Origin of the sequence: Mesorhizobium sp. M5C.F.Cr.IN.023.01.1.1 (assembly GCF_003997585.1) — a bacterium.
Lineage (GTDB): Bacteria > Pseudomonadota > Alphaproteobacteria > Rhizobiales > Rhizobiaceae > Mesorhizobium > Mesorhizobium wenxiniae.
The window spans coordinates 1-20,147 of the sequence record NZ_RZSU01000010.1; the positions used below are offsets into that span (position 1 = coordinate 1).

The 20,147-nt window shown below is 62.5% G+C and carries 24 protein-coding genes; 14 read left to right on the forward strand and 10 right to left on the reverse strand.

The genetic code is table 11. From position 1 onward, the window contains the following. The coding region (locus tag EOA78_RS06320) for a zinc-binding dehydrogenase (protein WP_164783658.1) at nucleotides 1-499 on the forward strand (499 nt) is incomplete at its 5' end. 4 nt (nucleotides 500-503) lie between these two features. Here the strand turns inward: EOA78_RS06320 and EOA78_RS06325 are convergent. Continuing rightward, the gene (locus tag EOA78_RS06325) at nucleotides 504-986 is read right to left on the reverse strand and encodes a MarR family transcriptional regulator (RefSeq protein ID WP_245477411.1); all 483 of its coding nucleotides are present in this window, start codon (nucleotides 984-986) and stop codon (nucleotides 504-506) included. A gap of 114 nt (nucleotides 987-1,100) precedes the next feature. On the opposite strand from EOA78_RS06325, the gene hmgA reads away from it, so the two are divergent. The 6 genes from hmgA to EOA78_RS06355 are packed head-to-tail and all read left to right on the forward strand — an operon-like array spanning nucleotide 1,101 to nucleotide 5,522. After that, complete coding sequence (hmgA, locus tag EOA78_RS06330; protein ID WP_127314375.1) at nucleotides 1,101-2,414, forward strand: homogentisate 1,2-dioxygenase; 1,314 nt, start codon at nucleotides 1,101-1,103, stop codon at nucleotides 2,412-2,414. Then, nucleotides 2,411-3,283 (forward strand): MBL fold metallo-hydrolase, encoded by an 873-nt coding sequence (locus EOA78_RS06335; RefSeq protein ID WP_127314376.1) that lies wholly within the window; start codon nucleotides 2,411-2,413, stop codon nucleotides 3,281-3,283. Before hmgA ends, EOA78_RS06335 begins: the two co-directional genes overlap by 4 nt. Nucleotides 3,284-3,285: 2 nt before the next feature. Next, nucleotides 3,286-3,627: a hypothetical protein gene (locus EOA78_RS06340; protein ID WP_127314377.1), complete on the forward strand. Its 342-nt coding sequence runs from the start codon at nucleotides 3,286-3,288 to the stop codon at nucleotides 3,625-3,627. An 18-nt stretch (nucleotides 3,628-3,645) separates the two neighbouring features. Further along, nucleotides 3,646-4,659: a fumarylacetoacetate hydrolase family protein gene (locus EOA78_RS06345; RefSeq protein WP_127314378.1), complete on the forward strand. Its 1,014-nt coding sequence runs from the start codon at nucleotides 3,646-3,648 to the stop codon at nucleotides 4,657-4,659. 4 nt (nucleotides 4,660-4,663) lie between these two features. Next, nucleotides 4,664-4,957, forward strand: a complete 294-nt coding sequence (locus tag EOA78_RS06350) for a hypothetical protein (RefSeq protein ID WP_127314379.1) — start codon at nucleotides 4,664-4,666, stop codon at nucleotides 4,955-4,957. A gap of 4 nt (nucleotides 4,958-4,961) precedes the next feature. Beyond that, on the forward strand, nucleotides 4,962-5,522 hold the full coding sequence (locus EOA78_RS06355) for a DinB family protein (RefSeq protein WP_127314380.1): 561 nt from the start codon (nucleotides 4,962-4,964) through the stop codon (nucleotides 5,520-5,522). Here the strand turns inward: EOA78_RS06355 and EOA78_RS06360 are convergent. The 3 genes from EOA78_RS06360 to hppD form a co-directional block, all read right to left on the reverse strand. After that, complete coding sequence (locus EOA78_RS06360; protein ID WP_127314381.1) at nucleotides 5,501-5,878, reverse strand: type II toxin-antitoxin system VapC family toxin; 378 nt, start codon at nucleotides 5,876-5,878, stop codon at nucleotides 5,501-5,503. The two genes, EOA78_RS06355 and EOA78_RS06360, sit on opposite strands and share 22 nt — an antisense overlap. Continuing rightward, nucleotides 5,875-6,099: a type II toxin-antitoxin system Phd/YefM family antitoxin gene (locus tag EOA78_RS06365; protein WP_127314382.1), complete on the reverse strand. Its 225-nt coding sequence runs from the start codon at nucleotides 6,097-6,099 to the stop codon at nucleotides 5,875-5,877. Before EOA78_RS06365 ends, EOA78_RS06360 begins: the two co-directional genes overlap by 4 nt. 76 nt (nucleotides 6,100-6,175) lie before the next feature. Then, the gene (hppD, locus tag EOA78_RS06370) at nucleotides 6,176-7,288 is read right to left on the reverse strand and encodes a 4-hydroxyphenylpyruvate dioxygenase (RefSeq protein ID WP_127314383.1); all 1,113 of its coding nucleotides are present in this window, start codon (nucleotides 7,286-7,288) and stop codon (nucleotides 6,176-6,178) included. A gap of 142 nt (nucleotides 7,289-7,430) precedes the next feature. Between hppD and EOA78_RS06375 the strand changes: the two genes are divergently transcribed. Further along, nucleotides 7,431-7,898 carry an Lrp/AsnC family transcriptional regulator gene (locus EOA78_RS06375; protein ID WP_077372472.1) on the forward strand — a complete coding sequence of 156 codons (468 nt, stop codon included), beginning with the start codon at nucleotides 7,431-7,433 and terminating at the stop codon, nucleotides 7,896-7,898. Here EOA78_RS06375 and EOA78_RS06380 read toward each other — a convergent pair. From EOA78_RS06380 to aztA, 4 genes are all read right to left on the reverse strand, one after another. Next, nucleotides 7,895-8,233 (reverse strand): TIGR01244 family sulfur transferase, encoded by a 339-nt coding sequence (locus tag EOA78_RS06380; protein ID WP_127314384.1) that lies wholly within the window; start codon nucleotides 8,231-8,233, stop codon nucleotides 7,895-7,897. The genes EOA78_RS06375 and EOA78_RS06380 overlap by 4 nt on opposite strands. Before the next feature lie 152 nt (nucleotides 8,234-8,385). Further along, nucleotides 8,386-9,324, reverse strand: coding sequence for a zinc ABC transporter substrate-binding protein AztC (gene aztC / locus EOA78_RS06385; RefSeq protein WP_127314385.1), 939 nt, complete (start codon nucleotides 9,322-9,324; stop codon nucleotides 8,386-8,388). Nucleotides 9,325-9,346: 22 nt separating this feature from the next. Beyond that, nucleotides 9,347-10,222 carry a zinc ABC transporter permease AztB gene (aztB, locus tag EOA78_RS06390; RefSeq protein WP_127314445.1) on the reverse strand — a complete coding sequence of 292 codons (876 nt, stop codon included), beginning with the start codon at nucleotides 10,220-10,222 and terminating at the stop codon, nucleotides 9,347-9,349. After that, nucleotides 10,222-11,028, reverse strand: coding sequence for a zinc ABC transporter ATP-binding protein AztA (gene aztA, locus EOA78_RS06395; protein WP_127314386.1), 807 nt, complete (start codon nucleotides 11,026-11,028; stop codon nucleotides 10,222-10,224). Before aztA ends, aztB begins: the two co-directional genes overlap by 1 nt. Nucleotides 11,029-11,243: 215 nt before the next feature. Here aztA and EOA78_RS06400 point away from each other — a divergent pair, with 215 nt between their 5' ends. After that, nucleotides 11,244-11,588, forward strand: a complete 345-nt coding sequence (locus EOA78_RS06400; protein ID WP_127314387.1) for a RidA family protein — start codon at nucleotides 11,244-11,246, stop codon at nucleotides 11,586-11,588. 239 nt (nucleotides 11,589-11,827) lie between these two features. On the opposite strand, the gene hutC is transcribed toward EOA78_RS06400, so the two are convergent. Then, entirely contained in the window at nucleotides 11,828-12,568 is a 741-nt protein-coding gene (hutC, locus tag EOA78_RS06405) for a histidine utilization repressor (protein ID WP_127314388.1), read from the reverse strand. After that, nucleotides 12,565-13,923 (reverse strand): formimidoylglutamate deiminase, encoded by a 1,359-nt coding sequence (locus tag EOA78_RS06410; RefSeq protein ID WP_127314389.1) that lies wholly within the window; start codon nucleotides 13,921-13,923, stop codon nucleotides 12,565-12,567. The genes hutC and EOA78_RS06410 overlap by 4 nt, the downstream gene beginning before the upstream one ends. Before the next feature lie 100 nt (nucleotides 13,924-14,023). Here EOA78_RS06410 and hutI point away from each other — a divergent pair, with 100 nt between their 5' ends. From hutI to EOA78_RS06435, 5 genes are read left to right on the forward strand one after another with little or no spacing between them, the layout of a single operon-like run. Further along, nucleotides 14,024-15,259, forward strand: coding sequence for an imidazolonepropionase (gene hutI, locus EOA78_RS06415; protein ID WP_127314390.1), 1,236 nt, complete (start codon nucleotides 14,024-14,026; stop codon nucleotides 15,257-15,259). After that, nucleotides 15,256-16,800, forward strand: a complete 1,545-nt coding sequence (gene hutH / locus EOA78_RS06420) for a histidine ammonia-lyase (RefSeq protein WP_127314391.1) — start codon at nucleotides 15,256-15,258, stop codon at nucleotides 16,798-16,800. The genes hutI and hutH overlap by 4 nt, the downstream gene beginning before the upstream one ends. Further along, entirely contained in the window at nucleotides 16,797-17,615 is an 819-nt protein-coding gene (gene hutG / locus EOA78_RS06425) for an N-formylglutamate deformylase (RefSeq protein WP_127314392.1), read from the forward strand. Before hutH ends, hutG begins: the two co-directional genes overlap by 4 nt. Nucleotides 17,616-17,655: 40 nt before the next feature. Then, nucleotides 17,656-19,326 (forward strand): urocanate hydratase, encoded by a 1,671-nt coding sequence (hutU, locus tag EOA78_RS06430; protein ID WP_127314393.1) that lies wholly within the window; start codon nucleotides 17,656-17,658, stop codon nucleotides 19,324-19,326. An 8-nt stretch (nucleotides 19,327-19,334) separates the two neighbouring features. Beyond that, on the forward strand, nucleotides 19,335-19,922 hold the full coding sequence (locus EOA78_RS06435) for a HutD family protein (protein WP_127314394.1): 588 nt from the start codon (nucleotides 19,335-19,337) through the stop codon (nucleotides 19,920-19,922). The last annotated feature ends 225 nt before the right edge of the window (nucleotides 19,923-20,147 follow it).

Here is a 20,147-nt window from a genome sequence, read left to right on the forward strand (position 1 = left end):
ACAGATCATGGGTGCGCTGGTGGCGCAGTGCGTCGGCGCGCGAAAAGTGGTCATCACCGACATCAACCCGGTGCGGCTGGCACTGGCGAAAAAGCTCGGCGTCCAGCATGTGGTCGACGCGTCTAAGGAAAAGCTGCGCGATCTCATGCCGGCGCTCGGCATGACCGAAGGTTTTGACGTCGGCCTCGAAATGTCTGGCGCCGCACCCGCCTTCCGCGACATGATCGACGCCATGAACAATGGCGGCAAGATCGCCATTCTAGGCATCGCGCCGACCGGCTTCGAGATCGACTGGAACAAGGTCATCTTCAAGATGCTGCATCTCAAGGGCATCTACGGCCGCGAGATGTTCGAGACCTGGTACAAGATGATCGCCCTGGTGCAAGGCCCGCTCGATGTTTCAGGGCTGATCACCCACCGCATCGGGATCGACGATTTCCAGACGGGTTTCGACGCCATGCGTAGCGGCAGTTCGGGCAAAGTGGTGATGGACTGGTGAGCGCCTAATCCTTGCCCAGAGCCTCCTGGAGCGCACCCAATCCATTTGTGATCGCGGTGCGCTCGCCAGCGCTGAGCTTTGCCAGCAATTCCTGCTCGAACGCCTTTGCTAGCGGCACCATCTCGCGATAGGCGGCAAGGCCCGCTCCAGTCAGCATCAGGTGCTCGATTCGGCGGTCATTTTCGTCCGGCATTCGCGTCAGCCAGCGGCGCCGTTCGAGCTCCGCCACGGCGCGTGAAACCTTGGTCTTGTGCATCGCCGACTGTTCGCCGAGCGCTGTCGCGGTCATGGTCCCGTGCTGTCCGAGGCCGGCCAGCGTGCGCCATTCAGGCCGCGTCAGGCCGTGGCGATCCTTGTAAATCCTTGAGAATTCGCGGCTGACGGCATCGGCGAGCCGGTAGAGCCGATAGGGCAGGAAGCTTTCGAGTTCGAGGATTTCCGGTTCGCCAGAGGTCTCGCGCTTGGCTGTCATTTTCGCAGTCGCCATTGATGGTTACATTTTCAATGGTTACAAATGAAACCAGTTTGGTCAATCCAGAGCGCCGCGCGTCCTCGCGGACGCGCAAAAGACGCTCTGGCAGTGTGAATTCGGGAGGAAACCATGGCCTTTTCCTACATGCCGGGGTTCGGCAACGACTTCGAAACCGAAACTTTGCCCGGTTCGCTGCCGCAAGGGCGGAATTCGCCACAGCGGCCGGCCTACGGCCTCTACGCCGAGCAGCTTTCCGGCTCACCCTTCACCGCGCCACGCGGCACCAATGAGCGCTCCTGGCTCTATCGCATCAGGCCGAGCGTCAGGCACACCGGCCGCTTCAAACCAGCGAACTATCCGCTGTGGAAGAGCGCGCCGAATGTCGGCGATCACGAACTGGCGCTCGGCCAATATCGCTGGAGCGCGATGCCGATGCCGAAGGAGCCGACCGACTTCATTGCCGGCATCCGCAGCATCACCACCGCTGGCGACGTGCTCGGCCAGACCGGCATGGCGGCTCATGTCTATGTGGCCAACCGTTCGATGGTCGACGACCATTTCTTCAACGCCGACGGGGAGCTGCTGGTCGTCCCGCAGGTCGGCAGCCTGCGCTTCGTTACCGAAATGGGCGTCATCGAATTGCGACCCGGCGAGATCGCCGTGCTGCCGCGCGGCCTCGTGTTCAAGGTCGAACTGGCCGATGAAACAGTGCGCGGCTATGTCTGCGAGAATTACGGCGCCAAGCTGACGCTGCCGGATCGTGGCCCGATCGGGGCCAATTGCCTGGCCAATCCGCGCGATTTCAAGACGCCTTGCGCCTGGTTCGAGGACAAGGAGACGCCGTGCCGGCTGACCGTGAAATGGTGCGGCCAATTCCATGTCACCGAGATCGGCCATTCGCCGCTCGACGTGGTGGCGTGGCACGGCAATTACGCGCCCTATAAATATGATCTTGCGACCTTTTCGCCTGTCGGCGCGATTCTATTCGACCATCCCGATCCATCGATCTTCACGGTGCTGACCGCGCCGAGCGGCGAGGAGGGCACCGCCAACATCGACTTCGTCATCTTCCCGCCGCGCTGGCTGGTGGCCGAAAACACCTTCCGCCCGCCTTGGTACCACCGCAACATCATGAGCGAGTTCATGGGCCTGATCCACGGCCAGTACGACGCCAAGGAGGAGGGCTTCGTTCCGGGCGGCATCAGCCTGCACAATCTGATGCTGGCCCACGGGCCTGACGCGTCTGGCTTCGAAAAGGCCTCGCGCGCTGAGCTGAAACCGGTCAAGCTGGACAACACCATGGCCTTCATGTTCGAGACGCGATTCCCGCAGATGCTGACCCGCTACGCCGCCGAGCTCGAAACCCGGCAGGACAATTACATCGACTGCTGGGCCGATCTGAAGAAGCGCTTCAACGGTACGCCGGAGGGCGACTGGTCTTGAGCGCTGATCCAACGCGGGATCGGCTGGTGCTGCTGGGCTCGAAGGGCGGCCCGGCACTTCGGCCGGGCGGACCGTGGCCGAGTTCCTCGCTGTTAGAGATCGGCGGCCGCACCATCGTCATCGATTGCGGGCTTGGCGTCACGCGCGGGCTGGCCGATGCCGGCATCAGCCTGAAGGCGCTCGACCTGATCTTCATCACGCATCTGCATTCCGACCATGTGCTGGAACTCGGTCCGCTGGTCCACACTGCCTGGACGGCGGGTCTGGCGACACCGGTCACCGTATTTGGCCCGCCCGGCACCGGCCATTACTGGCAGCGTTTTTGCCAGGCGATGGAATTCGACATCGAGATACGCATCGTCGACGAAGGCCGGCCTGATATCGAAGATATGGTTTCGATTGTCGAGTTCGGCGAAGGCCGGGTGATGGAGGAATGTGGCCTGAAGGTTTCCGCGCTGCGCGTCGACCATCCGCCGGTGACCGACTGCTTCGCGGTGCGCTTCGAGCATGCCGGACAAAGCGTGGTGTTCTCCGGCGATACGGCACTCTTTTCGCCATTGGCCGATTTTGCCAAAGGCGCCGACATCCTGGTCCATGAAGCGATGCTGGAGGAGGGCATCGAGCGGCTTGTCGCGAAAACCGGCAACGGCGCGCGGCTCAGAGAGCATCTGCTCGCCAGCCACAGTTTTGCCGGGGAGGCGGGTCGCATCGCCACCGATGCCCGGGTCGGGCGACTGGTGCTCAACCACCTCATTCCAGCCGACGATCCCGAGATCGGCGAAGCCGACTGGATCGCCGCCGTCAGGAAAACATGGGCCGGAGACTTGACGATCGCCCGCGACGGCCTTGTTGTGGGGCTTAGGGAGTGAGGATGGCCAACGACAAGCTTTGGGAAGAGGTGCGCGAATCCGAGGAGAGATCCGCGACGCAACTCTCGATGCTTCTTGAGAAGGTGCAGGATCTGCCATCTTTCGTCCGGTTCATCGACGCGCTGAGCAAGGACCGTAAGGACGCGGACCGCAAGGAGGCAACGACGCCAGCAGGACTTGATACCGGCTGGAACGGATGGAAAAATGGCTCGCTCAGCACATTTCTTGAATCAGCGGTCGCTTGGTTCGAAGACAATGGGCGGGGCGACCCGGCATTTTTGGCGCGTGACAATCCCTGGAAAGCCGCAGCCAGAGTTATCTATGCCGGCAAATACTACGAGTAAACGCCCTGGGGAGGACACATGAAGCTTGCCACATTGAAGGACGAGACGCGTGACGGAAAGTTGGTCGTCGTCTCGCGCGACCTGACGCGGTTCACCGATGCCTCGTTTCTGGTGCGCACGCTTCAGGCCGCGCTCGACGACTGGAGCCGGATCGCCCCGCATCTCGCGACAATAGCGGAATCGCTGGAGAACAATGCGGTGCCGTCAGCGCGCTTTCACGAGCATGACGCTCATTCGCCGCTGCCGCGCGCCTATCAATGGGCGGATGGCTCGGCCTATGTGAACCATGTCGAACTGGTGCGGAAGGCGCGCGGCGCCGAGATGCCGGCAAGCTTCTGGACCGATCCGCTGATCTACCAAGGTGGTTCGGACAGTTTCATCGCGCCGCGCGACCCGATCCGGATAGTCGACGAGGCTTTTGGCGTCGACATGGAGGCGGAGGTCGCCGTCATCGTCGACGATGTGCCGATCGGCGCAAGCCTCGATGAGGCAAGGGCCGCGATCCGGCTGATCATGCTGGTCAATGACGTCACGCTGCGCTCCCTCACTGCGCCAGAGCTTGCAAAGGGCTTCGGCTTCTTCCAATCAAAGCCGTCCTCGGCTTTCTCGCCCGTCGCGGTGACACCGGACGAACTGGGCGAAGCCTGGGATGGCGGCAAGGTCAGCCTGCCGCTGCTGGTCGATCTCAATGGCAAGCCGTTTGGCCGGGCGAACGCAGGCGTGGATATGACCTTCGATTTTCCGGCGCTGATTGCACATGCCGCGAAAACCCGGCCGCTGGCCGCCGGCACGATCATCGGCTCGGGCACGGTCTCCAACAAGCTCGACGGCGGCCCCGGCAAGCCCGTCTCGGCGGGCGGCGCCGGCTATTCCTGCATTGCCGAGTTGCGTATGATCGAGACCATCGAGGCCGGCGAACCGATAACCTCGTTCCTGCGCTTTGGCGACACGATACGCATCGAGATGAAGGACAGGACCGGACATACGATCTTCGGCGCCATCGAGCAGAAGGTCGAGAAATACGGGGGGTGAGAGAATGACAGGCGAGACATTCTATCTTCTTTGCGGTGTCTGGGCTCTTGTCATGCTGGCGATCTTCATCCAGGCGATCCGGCTGAGCTATCGCATCGAGGCGCGCTCTCCCGACCTGACCAACCGCAGCGGCTTTCCGCGCAACGCAATGATGTTCCACACCGTTACCAACATGAATGTCGCGCGGGATCAGGAAACGCAAGCCATCCGGCGGCGCATGAATCGGCTTCTGCTGATCGTTCTCGCCGGATTTGCGCTTCTGTGGGCGGGCGTGTCTTTGGTCCAGTCAGCGGAGTGAAGTCATGGACTTGCTGGACCATTTCCGCCGCATGGCGCGCAACAATCTCTGGTCGAACGACCGCCTCTATCGCGCCGTGCTCGTGCTCAAGCCCGGGGAGTTCGAGGCCGAGCGCACCAGCTTTTTTCCGTCGATCAAGGAAACGCTCAACCACATCCTGGCGGTCGATCATCTCTATCTCGACTTTCTTGAGGAAGGCGGCGTCGGTGCTGCCGCCCATGACGATTTCGTGCCGTTCGGTGATCCGATGGAACTGGCGGCGGCACAGGCCATTTTCGACCGCAGGCTCATCGCTTTCTGTGACCGGCTTTCTGATGCCGATCTCGACCGTCGCGTCATCACCGACCGGCGCGAGGACGGTATGATCCCGGAAAAGATCGGCGACATCCTCGCCCATCTATTCATCCACGATATCCATCATCGCGGCCAGGTGCATGCGATGCTTTCCGGCACCTCGGTGAAGCCGCCGCAACTCGACGAGTTCTTCCTCGACTACGATCTGAAGCTGAGGAAAGCCGAGGTCGAGAGGTTGGAACTAGGCAGTCAGGCCAAGGCGACATCGTAACGGGCGAAATGCGGGTCAGCCGTCAGAATGGTTAGGTTCTCCACCTGCGCCTGCGCGATGAGAAGCCTGTCGAATGGATCACCGTGGTGATGAGGCAGGCCGCCAGCCCTTTGCGCATGTTGAAAAGTAATGGTGAGGGGAAGAAAGCGCATCTTCGGAAGCAGCGTTGCCAGATCATCGGGAGCTTCGAGCTTTCCGATCGCGCGCTTGATGGCGATCTCCCAAACGCTGGCGGCACTGGCAAAGACGACCGCATCTGACGTTAGAATGGCACGATGCGGATCGCGAAGACGAGGATTGTCCGCAATCGACCAAAGGATGATTTGCGTGTCGGCGAGAAACGGGCCGATCGTCATTTAACGTACTCGTCCCATTCGGGACCGAGTTCGTCAAAATCGTCTGCGATCCGGATCTTACCCTTCAAAGCGCCGATGCGAGGCAGGAGGTCGGGCGATGCTGGCGGTACGAGGCGAGCAACGACTTTGCCATGCCGGGTGAGCACGATCTCTTCGCCCGCTTCCGCCCGGCTGACAAGTTCCGACAATTTCGCCTTGGCTTCGGCGATCGATATATTCATGGGTTGATCCTTTATGACCAGAATTTAGGTCATAATCGATCGAACCGCAAGGAATTTGGAGGCGCGGTCGCCTCCCTCACTCCGCCGCTTGCACCTTCAGCACGCCGCGCTTGATCTGGTCCTGCTCGATCGATTCGAACAGCGCGCGGAAATTGCCCTCGCCAAAACCTTCGTCGCCCTTCCTCTGGATGAATTCGAAGAAGATCGGGCCGATTACGGTTTTTGAAAAGATCTGCAGCAGGATCTTGGTCGTGCCGCCGTCAACCACGCCTTCGCCGTCAATCAGGATGCCGTGCTTTTTCATCCGCTCGATCGGCTCGTCATGGCCGTGCACGCGGGCATGGGACATCTCATAATAGGTTTCCGGCGGGCCCGGCATGAACTTCAGCCCGTTAGCTGCCAGTCTGTCGGTGGCGCCGTAGATCTCGTCCGTGCCGACGGCGATGTGCTGGATGCCTTCGCCATTATATTTCTTCAAATATTCGGCGATCTGGCTGGTGTCGTCCTTGGACTCGTTGAGCGGGATACGGATCTTGCCGCAGGGCGAAGTGATGGCGCGGCTGACCAGGCCGGTGATCTTGCCGTCGATGTCGAAGAAATGGATCTGCTTGAAGCCGAACAGGTCGCGATAGAAATCCCACCATTTGTCCATGTTGCCGCGATAGACATTATGGGTGAGGTGGTCGAGATAATAGAAGCCGACGCCTTCCGGCTTCGGGTCGCGCGCGCCCAGCCAGTCGAAAACGGCCTCGTAGGCCGAGCCTTTCTCGCCGTAGGCTTCGATGAAATAGAGCAGCGAACCGCCGATGCCTGATATCGCCGGCACATCGAGTGCCTTGTCCTTGCCTTCATAGGGTGTGGCGCCCTTGGCGACGGCATGGTCGAAGGCATGCTTGGCGTCAACCACCCGCCAGGCCATCGAGGCAGCGCACGGCCCATGCTTGTCAACGAACTTCATCGCATGCGAGCCGGGTTCGGCATTGACGACATAATTGATGTCGCCCTGCCGCCAGACGGTGATGTTCTTAGTGCGATGCTTGGCCACCGGCATATAACCCATGCGGGTGAAAAGCTCGGCGAGCTTTTCCGGTTCGGGATGCGCGAACTCGACGAATTCGAAGCCGTCGGTTCCGGCGGGATTGGCCTTGCTGATCTTTGCGGGCGGTGCGTCGTGCGGGAATGGACCCATAACAATGTCCTCCAAAAAGCTGGCGTGGCCGGAAAAGGCCATTTCGACGTGATTATAGCGCGGAGCAGGTGCACGGTGCTTGCATTCAAGCGCTTGAAATGATCAGGTGATGCGCGAATTGTGCACGTATGGAGAAGAATCCATGGATGACGCGCGTGTCGATCAGTTTGACCGCAAGATAATGGCTCTGTTGCAGGGCGACGCGCGGCTGACCAACAACGATTTGTCAGAACGGGTGAACCTGTCGGCGTCGCAATGTTCGCGCCGGCGCCAGAGGCTGGAAGAGGACGGCTACATCAGGGGCTATCGGGCGGTGCTCGATCGCGACAAGCTCGGCTTCTCGCTGGTCAATGTCATCTCGGTGACGCTCGCCACCCACAACCGCGACAATGCACAACGCTTCGGCGAATTGGTGGCGCGGCTGCCGGAAGTGCAGGAGGCACACGCGCTAACCGGCGAGATGGACTACATCCTGAAGGTGGTGACGCCGGACCTGAAGTCACTGTCGGAATTCGTCAACGGCGTGCTGCTGCCGCACGAATCCGTGCAGCATGTGAAGACGGCGATCGTGCTCGAAACGCTGAAGGAAACCGGCGCGCTGCCGATTTAGCCCTTTGACTGCTGGATCAGTCCGTAAAGATTGGTGCAGCGTGCGCCCGAACGGCAATAGGCGAAGACCGGACCTTCGAGTTCGTCGAGCGCCTCGGCCTGGTCCTCGACGTTTTCGGCCGTGATCTGGCCGCTGATCACCGGGATGTAGCGGAAGGCAAGGCCGGCTCCCTCCACTGCTGCCTTGACGGTGTCGGCCGATGGCTGCCCGGGTTGCTCGTTGTCGGGCCGGTTGCAGATCACGCTCTTGAAGCCGGCGCCCTTGATGGCGGCGACGTCCTCGGGCTGGATCTGGCCGGAGACCGAATAGTCCTCGCTGATCTGACGGTATTCCATGGCACTGTCCTCGCAATCTGATTTAGCGGCAGTCTTGCCACTCCCTGGCATGGGCGGCAATCCGCATCGGGGGAATTCTCTGCCAAATAGATATTGCAGGCCGGAAAATCCAACCGGGGCGATAATGCCCCGATCGCATAGACACGCTCGAGTCAGCTTCCGAGGATCGCGCCTTTGATCTGGGCGATGTTGTTGTGCATCAGGTCGATATAGGTCGAGGCCGGGCCGTCGGGCTGCGACAGCGCATCCGAATAGAGCGTGCCGCCCACCTTGATGCCGGTCTCGCTGGCGATCTGCTCGATCAGCCGCGCGTTGGTGATGTTCTCGATGAAGACAGCCGCCGCCTTGTCCTGCTTCACCTGACTGACCAGCTTGGCGACGTCGGCAGCGGACGGCTCCGACTCGGTCGACACCCCTTCGGGGGCCAGGAAGGTGAGGCCATAGGCCTTCTCGAAATAGCCGAAGGCGTCATGCGAGGTGATGACGACGCGTTTCTCTTCCGGGATCGACTGGATTGCCGCCTTCACTTCGCCTTCGACCGCATCGAGCTTCTCGGTGTATGCTGCGGCATTGGTGTTGTAGCTGTCGCAACCCGCGGCGTCGGCGGTGCAGAAGGCGTCGGCGATGTTCTTCACATAGATTTTGGCATTGGCAATCGACTGGAAGGCATGCGGATCGGTGGCCGTTTCGCCATCGGTATGGGCGCCTTCAGCGGCATCGGCATCGGCGAATTCGGGTTTGAAGTTGATCGGCGTGACGCCCTTGGTCAGAACGGCGATTGTCGCCTTGGTGGCGCTGGCGTCGACCAGGCGCTGCAGAAAGCCTTCGAAATGCAGGCCGTTTACCAGCACCACATCCGCACTCGCCATCGCCACTGCGTCAGCCGGGCTCGGCTCGTAGACATGGGCATCGCCATCCGGCCCGACGATGGTGGTCAGATTGATGCGCTCGCCGCCGACATTTTTGGCGAAATCGGCAATGATCGTGAAGCTGGCGACCACTTTCAACGGCTCCGCGAGGGCCGATGACGCACCAAAGGCAGTTAACGTTATAACGCTCATTGCCAAGGCGGCGCGGATCGATTTCAGCATGGACAGCTCTCCTCTGTTGGGATCAGGCGGTTCTGTGGCGGTGATGGATAATACGGGCGCGCAGGATACCGCGCGTGCCGAACAGGATCGAGGCAAAATAGACGACGCCCGCAGACAGGATGATGGCCGGGCCGGAAGGCAGCGACACGTGATAGGACAGAAGCAGCCCCGCGACGCAGGAGGCAAAGCCGATCAGCACCGCCAGCACGCACATCGGCTCGACGCGCATGGTCCAAAAGCGGGCGGCGGCCGCAGGCAGCATCATCAGCCCCACGGAAAGCAGCGTGCCGAGCGCCTGAAAGCCGCCGACCAGGTTGAGCACGACGAGGCCGAGGAAGATGAAATGCACCGGACTGCCCAACCGGCTGACCGAACGCAGGAACAGCGGGTCGAGACATTCGGCGACCAGCGCCCGCCAGAAGATGGCGAGGCTGACCAGCGTAACCAGCACGATGCCGCCGATCAGCGTCAGCGCTTCATTGTTGAGCGCCAGCACGGTGCCGAACAGCACATGCATGAGATCGACACTGGAGCCGCGGATCGACACCATCAGGACACCGATGGCCAGCGAAATCAGATAAAAGGCCGCCATCGAGGCATCCTCGCGCTGGATGGTAAAGCGCGAGACGGCGCCGGCGCCGAGCGCGACGATGATGCCGGCAATCAACCCGCCGATGGTCATCGGCAGGATCTCCAACCCATAGAACAGGAAACCGGCGGCAGCACCCGGCAGGATGGCGTGGGCCATGGCGTCGCCGGAGAGACTCATGCGCCGCAGCATCAGGAAGACGCCGACGGGGCAGGCGCCGAGCGACAGCATCAGTGAGCCGAGGAGCGCCCGCTGCATGAAGGCGAAATCGGCGAACGGAGCGATGAAAAGACCGTAGAGCGTGTCCATCATGCCGCCCTCGGCCCGGAGCCGTGATGATGGTCTTGCCCATGGTCGTGACCGTGACCGCCGTGCTCATGGTTGTCGGGCTCGCACCAGGGCGCGTTCTCCTCCCAGGCTTCATGGAAGCGGCGCGCGCGCAACAGGTTTTCCGGCCGCAGCGTTTCCTTGGTTTCGCCCCAGGCGATTGGCTGGCGCGCCAGCAGCAGCGTCTCGGGGAAATTCTGGCGCACCAGATCCAGGTCGTGAACGACCACCATGATGGTGCGTTCCTCGCCATGCCAGCGCTTGATCAGTGCGATCAGGTCGCCGACGGTCTTGGTATCGACGGCGTTGAACGGTTCGTCGAGCAGAATGAGATCGGCGTCCTGCAGCAGCACGCGGGCGAACAGCGTGCGCTGCAACTGGCCGCCCGACAATGTGTCGATCGGGCGCTTTTCGAAGCCGCCGAGGCCGACGGCCATCAGCGCCTGGCTGACCGAATCGCGATCTTCCCTGGTGTAGCGGCCGAGCAGCCCGCGCCGTGGCCATAGGCCGAGCGAAACCAGATCGACGACCCTGGCCGGAAAGGAGCGGTCGAGCTCCGACTGTTGCGGCAGATAAGCGGCGCGCACGCCGGGCGCGCGGACAACCGTGCCGGCCATCGGCTTCAACACACCGACGATGCCCTTCATCAGGGTCGACTTGCCCGAGCCATTGGCGCCGACTATCGCCGTCAGCGATCCCCGGCGGATCGTGCCATCGAGATGATGGATCGCCGGATGGCTGTTGTAGCCCAGCGTCAGGTCGCGGAAGGTCAGGCAGGTTTTGGTCATGTGACGATCCGTGGGACACGACTGATACGGCAGCGGCGGATATGTGATGTTATTACATTAGGCAAGTCAATCCGGCGGAATTGCGGCGACAGGAGCAATTTGGCGGGTGCCTTTTCGGCCCACCCCTGCTGGCTCAAGAGGATTCGCTCATGCAACCTTGCCCCGGGCGGACCGCGACTCTAAAGAGGCGCGACCCACAAAGAAGGAAACGTCCAATGAGCATTCGTCGCATCGATGTTGGCCCGCGCATGAGCCAGATCGTCATCCACGGCAACACCGTCTATCTGGCTGGTCAGGTCGGCGAACCGGGCGGAAACGTCGGCGCCCAGACAAGGGACATACTGGCTGCCATTGACGAATTGCTGGCCAAAGCCGGCACCGACAAGACCAAGATCCTGCAGGCGATCATCTGGCTGGCAGACATGAACACCTTTGCCGAGATGAACGCGGAATGGGACAAGTGGGTGCCGCAGGGCCACACACCGGCGCGCGCCACCGGCGAGGCCAAGCTTGCCGGGCCGGAATATCTGGTCGAGATTATTATAACTGCAGCGATTTGAGATGCGGTGAAGCTGCCGATCTCCCCCTTGTGGGGGAGATGCCTGGCAGGGCAGAGGGGGGGCGCTGTCCCGCCGAATTCTCCGTGAAATCCAGCTACACCCAGGACATCTTCGCATCTGTCGAAGGATTGAAGTTTGGCGATCCTTCACGCCCCCCTCTGTCCTGCCGGACATCTCCCCCACGAGGGGGAGATCGGACGGGCACGCCGGCTTTCGCCAACCTCAAGCGCCATTGCAAATCACCCCTGCGAAGGCGTGAACCGTGCCACCAGCATGTGGCTGTCCGCCGGGTAAGTGAAACGGACATGGGTGACGGGGTGCTCGGCGCTCCATGTCCGCCGCTCGACCACCAGGCACGGTGCGCCGGCCTCGATAGCGAGTGCGGCCGCAATGTGCCTGTCGGCGGCGACGGCGCGGATGCGGTGCTCGGCGGCGCTCCATGGCACGCGGGCGATCAGCCACGGCCCGGGCGCGATGACAAGAAATTCCTCGTCGGCGGCCTCGGCCACGGCGGCCAGGTTGATTAGCCGCTGTTCGTGGGCGAACGGCCGGTTACCGGCGAAATGCCGGCATTCCAGCGCCAACACAGATCCGGCAGAAGCGAGTTCCAGCAAGGCGCGATCCTCCGCGCTGCTGCGCCTTTTGTGTCGCGCCACACGCTCGTAGCGATAGGGCAGGCCGAGCGCTTCGACCTCGATCCTGATGTCGTGGATTTCCAGTACCGCGGCTTGCGACTGCGGCCGCCGGACAAAGCTGCCGGAGCGGCGGCGGCGCTCGATCAGCCCGGCCTTGGCAAGCTGCGACAGCGCCTTGTTCACCGTCATGCGCGAACAGTTGTACTCGGCCGTCAGTTCGTGCTCGAACGGAATGCGGTAGCCGGGCGCCCAGACGCCGGACAGAATCCGCTCGCTGATGTCGGACAGGATGCGCTGATGCAGCGAGAGAGGCTCGCCGACGTCTACATCGATTGTTCCGATCATGCTCGTGCCGAAAGCGCCGTCATCACCTTGCGAAAACGCTCGGCAATGGCATCGCGCCTTGCATGCCTGCCGCCGCTGACCAGTTTCTTGCCATGCACCCAGACGCAATCGATATTGGTGCCGTTGGCGAAGATCCAGGCATCGAGCACCGCATCGCCCGTCTTGCCGGCCAGCGAGGGATGATTGCCATCGAGCGAGACGAAATCGGCCGGGGCACCGGCGGCGATCTGCGAGAGGCCTGTGCCAAGCGCGGCGCTGCCGCCGTCGAGCGCGGCATCGAACAGTGCGCGGCCGGTTGAACCGCCGGCGACCGCCAGCACGTTGCGGGCACGGTGGGCGAGGCGCTGCGAATATTCGAGCTGCCGCAATTCGTCCGGCAGGCCGATCTGCACGTTGGAATCGGAGCCGACGCCGAAGCGGCCGCCATGTTGTCTGAACAAAGGTGCTGCAAAGGTGCCGTCGCCGAGATTGGCCTCGGTGATCGGGCAGAGGCCGGCGATGGCCCCGCTTTTCGCCATGGCCGCGGTCTCGGTCTCGGTCATGTGGGTGGCGTGGATCAGGCACCAGCGCTTATCGACATTGGCATTGGCGAGCAGCCATTCGACCGGCCGCGCCCCAGACCAGGCAACGCAGTCCTCGACCTCCTTCACTTGCTCGGCGATATGGATGTGGATCGGTCCGCCCGGTACCATTGCCGCGATGTTTTCGAACTCCTCCGGTGTCACGGCGCGCAGACTGTGCGGGGCGATGCCGACGACCGCGTGATTCAAGGTGCGAACGGATTCGCGGCATTTCTCAACAAGCCGCGAGAACCGATTCACATCGTTGATGAATCGCCGCTGGCCTTCGTTCGGCGCTGCGCCGCCGAAAGAGGCATTCGCATAGAAGACCGGCAGCAGCGTCAGCCCGATGCCGGTATCGGCAGCCGCGGCAGTGATGCGCTCGGCCATCTCGGCGATGTTGGCGTAGGGCCGGCCGTCGCGGTCGTGATGCAGATAGTGAAACTCACCGACGCGTGAGAACCCAGCCTCCAGCATCTCGACATAGAGCTGCGCGGCAACCGCCTCGACCTGGTCCGGTGTCATCGACAGTGCGAAGCGGTACATCACCTCGCGCCAGCTCCAGAAACTGTCGGCCGAAGGGCCGCGAAGCTCGGCAAGGCCGGCCATGCCGCGCTGGAAGGCGTGGCTGTGCAGGTTCGGCATGCCTGGCAGCAGAATGGCATGGCATTCGTCGCCGGGCTGGGATGCAGTGTTCGGCTCGACCGTGGCGATGCGCCCTTCACTGGCCACGATCCGGGCATTGGAATGCCAGCCGTCGGGCAGAAGCACCTGTTCCGCAAAGATCGCCGTCACGTTTTTCTCTCCGATTCCCTGTGTCCCGTGCAATGATACCACTTGCAGTACGTTCCAATATGTATATACATAATCGTCGCCGATTGAAACGGAAAAGATGATGGTTGGAGAGAGCAAAAGCCCGTCAGGGGAGGTTCGCCTCTGGCGCAATGCGCGTCTGGCGACCATGGCTGAAAGCGCCGCTGGGCTGGGCATCGTTGAAGACGGCGCGATCGCCGCGCGCGATGGCCGGATCGTCTACGCCGGCCCGGAAGCTGATATGCCGGCAGCGCTTGGCCAAGCAGCCGAGAGTATCGATTGCGAAGGGCGTTGGATAACGCCGGGCCTGATCGACTGCCACACTCATCTGGTCCATGCAGGCAACCGCGCTAACGAATTCGAGATGCGGCTGGCCGGAGCGACTTATGAGGAGGTGACTCGAGCGGGCGGCGGCATCGTCTCGTCGGTCAAGGCGCTGCGCGCTGCCAGCGAGCACGAACTGGTTGTGCAGTCGGTGCCGCGCCTCAACGCGTTAATCGCGGAAGGCCTCACCACCATCGAGATCAAGTCGGGCTACGGGCTCGATCTTGAAAATGAGAAGAAATCGCTGCGCGCCGCGCGGCTCCTGGGCGAACATCGTGCAGTAACAGTAAGGACGAGCTTCCTCGGCGCCCATGCCCTGCCGCCTGAAGCGAAAGGCGACAAGGACGCTTTTATCGATCTGGTCGCAAAGGAGATTTTGCCGGCCGTCGCTGCCGAAGGCCTGACCGATGCGGTCGATGGCTTTTGCGAGGGCATCGCCTTTTCGCCCGAGCAGATTTCTCGCGTGTTCGACGCGGCCAAGGCGCTAAGTCTGCCGGTAAAACTCCACGCTGACCAATTGTCCAATCTGCACGGCGCAGAACTTGCGGCGCGTTATGGCGCCCTGTCGGCCGACCATCTCGAATACACTGACGGGGCGGGTGCGGCAGCGATGGCGAGGGCAGGAACCGTGGCGACGATCCTGCCCGGCGCCTACTATTTCATCCGCGAGACCAAGAAGCCGCCGATCGGTCTGTTTCGCCAGAACGGCGTCAAAATAGCGGTCGCCACCGACTGCAATCCCGGCACATCGCCGCTGACTTCGCTGCTGCTGACCATGAACATGGCGGCGACTTTGTTCGGGCTGACTGTTGACGAATGCCTTGCCGGTGTCACCCGCGAGGCCGCCCGCGCGCTGGGACTGCTCGGAAAAACCGGTACGCTGGAGGCTGGAAAATCAGCCGACCTGGCGATCTGGGATATCGACCGCCCGGCCGAGCTCGTCTACCGCATGGGCTTCAACCCGCTGCATGCCCGCATCTGGAGAGGACGATGAGCGAATTCAAACTCAAGCCGGGCAACACAACGCTGGCCGACTGGCGCGAATTCTATCGTGGCGCGATGCCGAAGCTGGACGCTGCCTGCTGGCCGAAGATCAAGGCCAGCGCGGAAGCGGTTGCGCGGATCGTCGCCAATGGTGAGCCGGTCTATGGCATCAACACCGGTTTCGGCAAATTGGCCAGCGTCCGTATCCCCTCCGCCGACCTCGAGACCCTTCAACGCAACATCGTGCTGTCGCATGCCGCCGGCGTCGGCGAACCGATGCCGGTCGCTGTTTGCCGACTCATGATGGCACTGAAGCTTGCCAGCCTGGCACAGGGCGCCTCCGGCGTTCGGCCGCAGACCATTGAGTTGCTCGAAGCAATGCTGGCCAATGACGTCATTCCGGTGGTGCCGGCGCAAGGCTCGGTCGGCGCCTCCGGCGACCTGGCGCCGCTGTCGCACATGACGGCGGTAATGATCGGCGTCGGCGAATGTTTTACCCCCCATGGCAAGTTCCCGGCCAAGGTCGCCTTCGTCTCACACGGGCTGGAGCCGGTCACGCTTGGCGCCAAGGAAGGGTTGGCGCTGCTCAACGGAACGCAGTTCTCGACCGCCTATGCATTGGCCGCCCTGTTCGACGCTGAAGTGCTTTATCAGTCGGCGCTGGTCGCCGGCGCGCTGTCGACCGATGCCGCCAAAGGCTCCGACGCTCCGTTCGATTCGCGCATCCATCTGCTCAGGAAACATCGCGGCCAGATCGAGACGGCCGAGGCGCTGCGCAACCTGATGGCCGGCAGTGCCATCCGTGAATCGCACCGCCTCGGCGACGAGCGCGTGCAGGATCCGTACTGCCTCCGCTGCCAACCGCAGGTGATGGGCGCGGCGCTCAGTGTCCTGCGCCAGGCTGCCGACACGCTGGGCACCGAGGCCAACGGCGTCACCGACAATCCGCTGATCTTCGCCGATGACGATACCGCACTTTCCGGCGGCAATTTCCACGCCGAGCCGGTGGCTTTTGCCGCCGACATGATCGCGCTCGCTGTCTGCGAGATCGGCTCGCTGTCGGAACGGCGCATCGCCATGCTGGTCGACCCAGCGCTGTCGGGCATGCCGGCTTTTCTGACGCCGAAGCCCGGCTTGAATTCCGGCTTTATGATCCCGCAGGTGACGGCGGCGGCACTCGTCTCGGAAAACAAGCAGAAGGCCTATCCGGCCAGCGTCGATTCGATCCCGACCTCTGCCAATCAGGAAGACCACGTCTCGATGGCAGCGCATGGCGCGCGCCGGCTGATCGGCATGGTCGAGAATGCGACGGCCGTCATCGGCATTGAATTGCTGGCTGCGGCGCAAGGCTGCGATTTCCATGCGCCGCTGGCATCGAGTGCGCCGCTCGAAGCGGTGCGCAGGCTGGTCAGGGCCGAAGTGACGCATCTCGAGAATGATCGGCATTTCCACCCCGACATGGAAAAGGCCATCGCCATGGTGCGCAGCGGTGCGGCGGTGAGGGCGGCGAGCGCGGTGGCGCTGCCGGGGGTTTCTGGAGCCGCATCATGAACGAGCGCGACTGGCTTACCGTCCATGAGGGAACCGAGCCGCTGCTTGTCAGCTTGCCGCATACCGGCACCGATCTGGCTGGTTTGGAAGATCGGTTCGTTTCGCCGTGGCTTGCACGTCGCGACACGGACTGGTGGATCGAACAACTCTATGACTTTGCGGCTGATCTTGGCGCCAGCGTTGTCCGGACGTCGATCTCGCGCAGCGTCATCGACGTCAATCGCGATCCGTCAGGTGTTTCTCTGTATCCCGGCCAAACCACCACCGGTCTTTGCCCAACGGAGACGTTTGACGGCGATCCGCTCTATCGCCCCGGCTTGGAACCAGGCGCTGAAGAGATAGAGCATCGGAGCCGTCGCTTTTTTTATCCGTACCACAGCGCAATTGCTGGAGAAGTTGCGCGGATGAAGGGCGCTCATGGCAGGGCCGTGGTCTATGACTGCCACTCGATCCGCTCGGTGCTGCCACGGCTGTTCGAGGGCACGCTGCCGGTGTTCAATTTGGGCACCAATGACGGCAAAAGCGCCGATCCGGCCTTGCAGGCGATGGTCGAAGAGATCCTCGCCGGAACCGGCGAGACATACGTTGTGAATGGCCGCTTCAAGGGCGGCTGGATTACGCGCAATTTCGGCCGGCAGCAGAACAACGTCCACGCGCTGCAGATGGAACTGTCCAACCGCGGCTATATGCGCGAGCCCGAGGGCAAGGGGACGCCCGACAATTGGCCGGTGCCTTACGACCCCGCATTCGCCGCGCCGATCCGCGCCACGCTGAAGCGGATCCTGGAAAGCGCGATCGCCTGGGCCGGGCGCTGACGCTCCGCCGCGCAGCTCATTCGAAAGGAAAAGTGACGCCATGACCGATCCTCGTCATAACATCCGCGAAATCCGCAGCCCACGCGGCAGCGAGCTCAATGCCCGCACATGGCTGACGGAAGCGCCGTTGCGCATGCTGATGAACAATCTCGATCCCGACGTCGCCGAAAACCCGAACGAACTGGTCGTCTATGGCGGCATCGGCCGGGCGGCGCGCACCTGGAACGACTTTGATCGCATCGTCGCCTCGCTGAAGACGCTTGGAGATGACGAGACGCTTCTGGTGCAGTCGGGCAAGCCGGTCGGCGTGTTCCGGACTCACACGGATGCGCCGCGCGTGCTGATCGCCAATTCCAACCTCGTGCCGCACTGGGCGACATGGGAGAAATTCAACGAGCTCGATAAGAAAGGCCTGATGATGTACGGCCAGATGACGGCCGGCTCGTGGATATACATCGGCACACAAGGCATCGTGCAGGGCACCTACGAGACCTTCGTCGAGGCCGGCCGCCAGCATTACGGCGGCAATCTCAGGGGCAAATGGATCCTGACCGGCGGCCTCGGCGGCATGGGCGGCGCCCAGCCGCTGGCTGCGGTCATGGCCGGCGCCTGCTGCCTGGCGATCGAATGCGATCCCGACCGTATCGATTTCAGGCTGCGCACCCGCTATGTCGACGAGCGCGCCGACACGCTCGACGAGGCGCTGGAAAAGATCGAGCGCTGGACCAGGGCCGGCGAGGCGAAATCGGTCGGTCTGGTCGGCAACACCGCCGACATCGTGCCGCAACTGGTGCGGCGTGGCGTGCGCCCCGATTTAGTCACCGACCAGACGTCGGCGCATGATCCGCTCAATGGCTATCTGCCCAAAGGCTGGTCGCTCGGCGAATGGCGCGAGAAGCGCACCAGCGACCCGAAGGCGGTCGAGAAGGCGGCGCGCGCGTCGATGCGCGAACATGTCGAGGCGATGGTGGCGTTCTGGAATGCCGGCGTGCCGACGCTTGATTACGGCAACAACATCCGTCAGGTGGCGAAGGAGGAAGGATTCGAGAACGCCTTTGCCTTCCCGGGCTTCGTGCCGGCCTATATCCGACCGCTGTTTTGTCGCGGCATCGGCCCGTTTCGCTGGGCAGCCCTCTCCGGCGATCCCGAGGACATCTACAAGACCGATGCCAAGGTGCGAGAATTGACCCCCGGCAACACCCACCTGCACAACTGGCTCGACATGGCGCGCGAGCGTATTGCCTTCCAGGGCCTGCCGGCGCGCATCTGCTGGGTCGGTCTCGGCGATCGCCACCGGCTCGGCCTCGCCTTCAACGAAATGGTGGCGAAGGGCGAGCTCAAGGCGCCGGTGGTCATCGGCCGCGATCATCTCGATTCCGGCTCGGTTGCCTCGCCGAACCGCGAGACGGAATCGATGAAGGACGGCTCGGACGCCGTGTCCGACTGGCCGCTGCTCAATGCGCTGCTCAACACCGCCTCCGGCGCAACCTGGGTGTCGCTGCACCATGGCGGTGGCGTCGGCATGGGTTTTTCGCAGCATGCCGGCATGGTTATCGTCGCCGATGGCACGCGCGAAGCGGCCAAACGCCTGGAGCGGGTGCTGTGGAACGACCCCGCAACCGGCGTCATGCGCCACGCCGATGCCGGCTATGATCTCGCCATCGACTGCGCCAGGGAGCACCAGCTCAACCTGCCAGGCATCCTCGGCTGAACCGCGCCTTGCGCATTCTTCGGGCAGCCGAATACCGGTCTATGCTGTGGAAGAACGGCGGCGGGGTGACGACGGAAATCGCCGTCTCGCCCGCAGGTGCTGCGCTCGACGATTTCGACTGGCGCATCTCCATGGCGCGCGTCGAAAGCGGTGGGCCATTCTCCGGGTTTGCCGGAGTGGACCGAACCTTGGCCGTGCTGGAAGGCGAGGGGATCGTCCTTGATATCGCCGGCCGCCCGGTGGCTACGGTGACCAAAGCTTCCGCCCCGCTTTCCTTTCCGGCCGATGTGCCGACGCAAGCCGCGCTGATCGCCGGTTCGATCACCGATCTCAACGTCATGACGCGGCGCGGACGGATGACCCACGCCGTCGAGCGCGTGGTGATTTCGGCCCCGACCGATATCCAGTCGGCGCCCGATACTACCCTCATCCTGTGTTTTGACGGCGAAATCACGGTGGCCGGTGCGACGCCCGTCCGCATCGGGCCCCGCGACACGCTGTTGCTCGGGCCGGGCGCCCTAAAATGGCGCTTGGAGCCTGCCCGAACGGCGACGCTGTTCGTGATCAGGATCGAACGGGTTGCTGCAAACGATTAACGCCTGTTTCGAAACATGATCGCAACACCGGCGAAATATGCCGTAAGCTCAAGCTGACATCACGAAAAAGCCCGAATCCTTCCTTCGATCAAGTCTCGGCGGGAGCGAAGGGGTGATCGTCTGAAAGTTGTGGTGCGAAAACAAACTTTCGACCTGTGTTTCGATGCAACCAATTGCATTTGAATCGGTTTTAGGGACATTGCCGTGGCGGTGACGCCGCTATGC

Bases quoted from the DNA above. Each gene is read 5' to 3' on its own strand.
- EOA78_RS06325 (WP_245477411.1), bottom strand. From the start codon at position 986: ATGGCGACTGCGAAAATGACAGCCAAGCGCGAGACCTCTGGCGAACCG.
- hmgA (WP_127314375.1), top strand. From the start codon at position 1,101: ATGGCCTTTTCCTACATGCCGGGGTTCGGCAACGACTTCGAAACCGAA.
- EOA78_RS06340 (WP_127314377.1), top strand. From the start codon at position 3,286: ATGGCCAACGACAAGCTTTGGGAAGAGGTGCGCGAATCCGAGGAGAGA.
- EOA78_RS06345 (WP_127314378.1), top strand. From the start codon at position 3,646: ATGAAGCTTGCCACATTGAAGGACGAGACGCGTGACGGAAAGTTGGTC.
- EOA78_RS06350 (WP_127314379.1), top strand. From the start codon at position 4,664: ATGACAGGCGAGACATTCTATCTTCTTTGCGGTGTCTGGGCTCTTGTC.
- EOA78_RS06355 (WP_127314380.1), top strand. From the start codon at position 4,962: ATGGACTTGCTGGACCATTTCCGCCGCATGGCGCGCAACAATCTCTGG.
- EOA78_RS06360 (WP_127314381.1), bottom strand. From the start codon at position 5,878: ATGACGATCGGCCCGTTTCTCGCCGACACGCAAATCATCCTTTGGTCG.
- EOA78_RS06365 (WP_127314382.1), bottom strand. From the start codon at position 6,099: ATGAATATATCGATCGCCGAAGCCAAGGCGAAATTGTCGGAACTTGTC.
- hppD (WP_127314383.1), bottom strand. From the start codon at position 7,288: ATGGGTCCATTCCCGCACGACGCACCGCCCGCAAAGATCAGCAAGGCC.
- EOA78_RS06375 (WP_077372472.1), top strand. From the start codon at position 7,431: ATGGATGACGCGCGTGTCGATCAGTTTGACCGCAAGATAATGGCTCTG.
- EOA78_RS06380 (WP_127314384.1), bottom strand. From the start codon at position 8,233: ATGGAATACCGTCAGATCAGCGAGGACTATTCGGTCTCCGGCCAGATC.
- aztC (WP_127314385.1), bottom strand. From the start codon at position 9,324: ATGCTGAAATCGATCCGCGCCGCCTTGGCAATGAGCGTTATAACGTTA.
- aztB (WP_127314445.1), bottom strand. From the start codon at position 10,222: ATGGACACGCTCTACGGTCTTTTCATCGCTCCGTTCGCCGATTTCGCC.
- aztA (WP_127314386.1), bottom strand. From the start codon at position 11,028: ATGACCAAAACCTGCCTGACCTTCCGCGACCTGACGCTGGGCTACAAC.
- EOA78_RS06400 (WP_127314387.1), top strand. From the start codon at position 11,244: ATGAGCATTCGTCGCATCGATGTTGGCCCGCGCATGAGCCAGATCGTC.
- hutC (WP_127314388.1), bottom strand. From the start codon at position 12,568: ATGATCGGAACAATCGATGTAGACGTCGGCGAGCCTCTCTCGCTGCAT.
- hutI (WP_127314390.1), top strand. From the start codon at position 14,024: ATGGTTGGAGAGAGCAAAAGCCCGTCAGGGGAGGTTCGCCTCTGGCGC.
- hutH (WP_127314391.1), top strand. From the start codon at position 15,256: ATGAGCGAATTCAAACTCAAGCCGGGCAACACAACGCTGGCCGACTGG.
- hutG (WP_127314392.1), top strand. From the start codon at position 16,797: ATGAACGAGCGCGACTGGCTTACCGTCCATGAGGGAACCGAGCCGCTG.
- hutU (WP_127314393.1), top strand. From the start codon at position 17,656: ATGACCGATCCTCGTCATAACATCCGCGAAATCCGCAGCCCACGCGGC.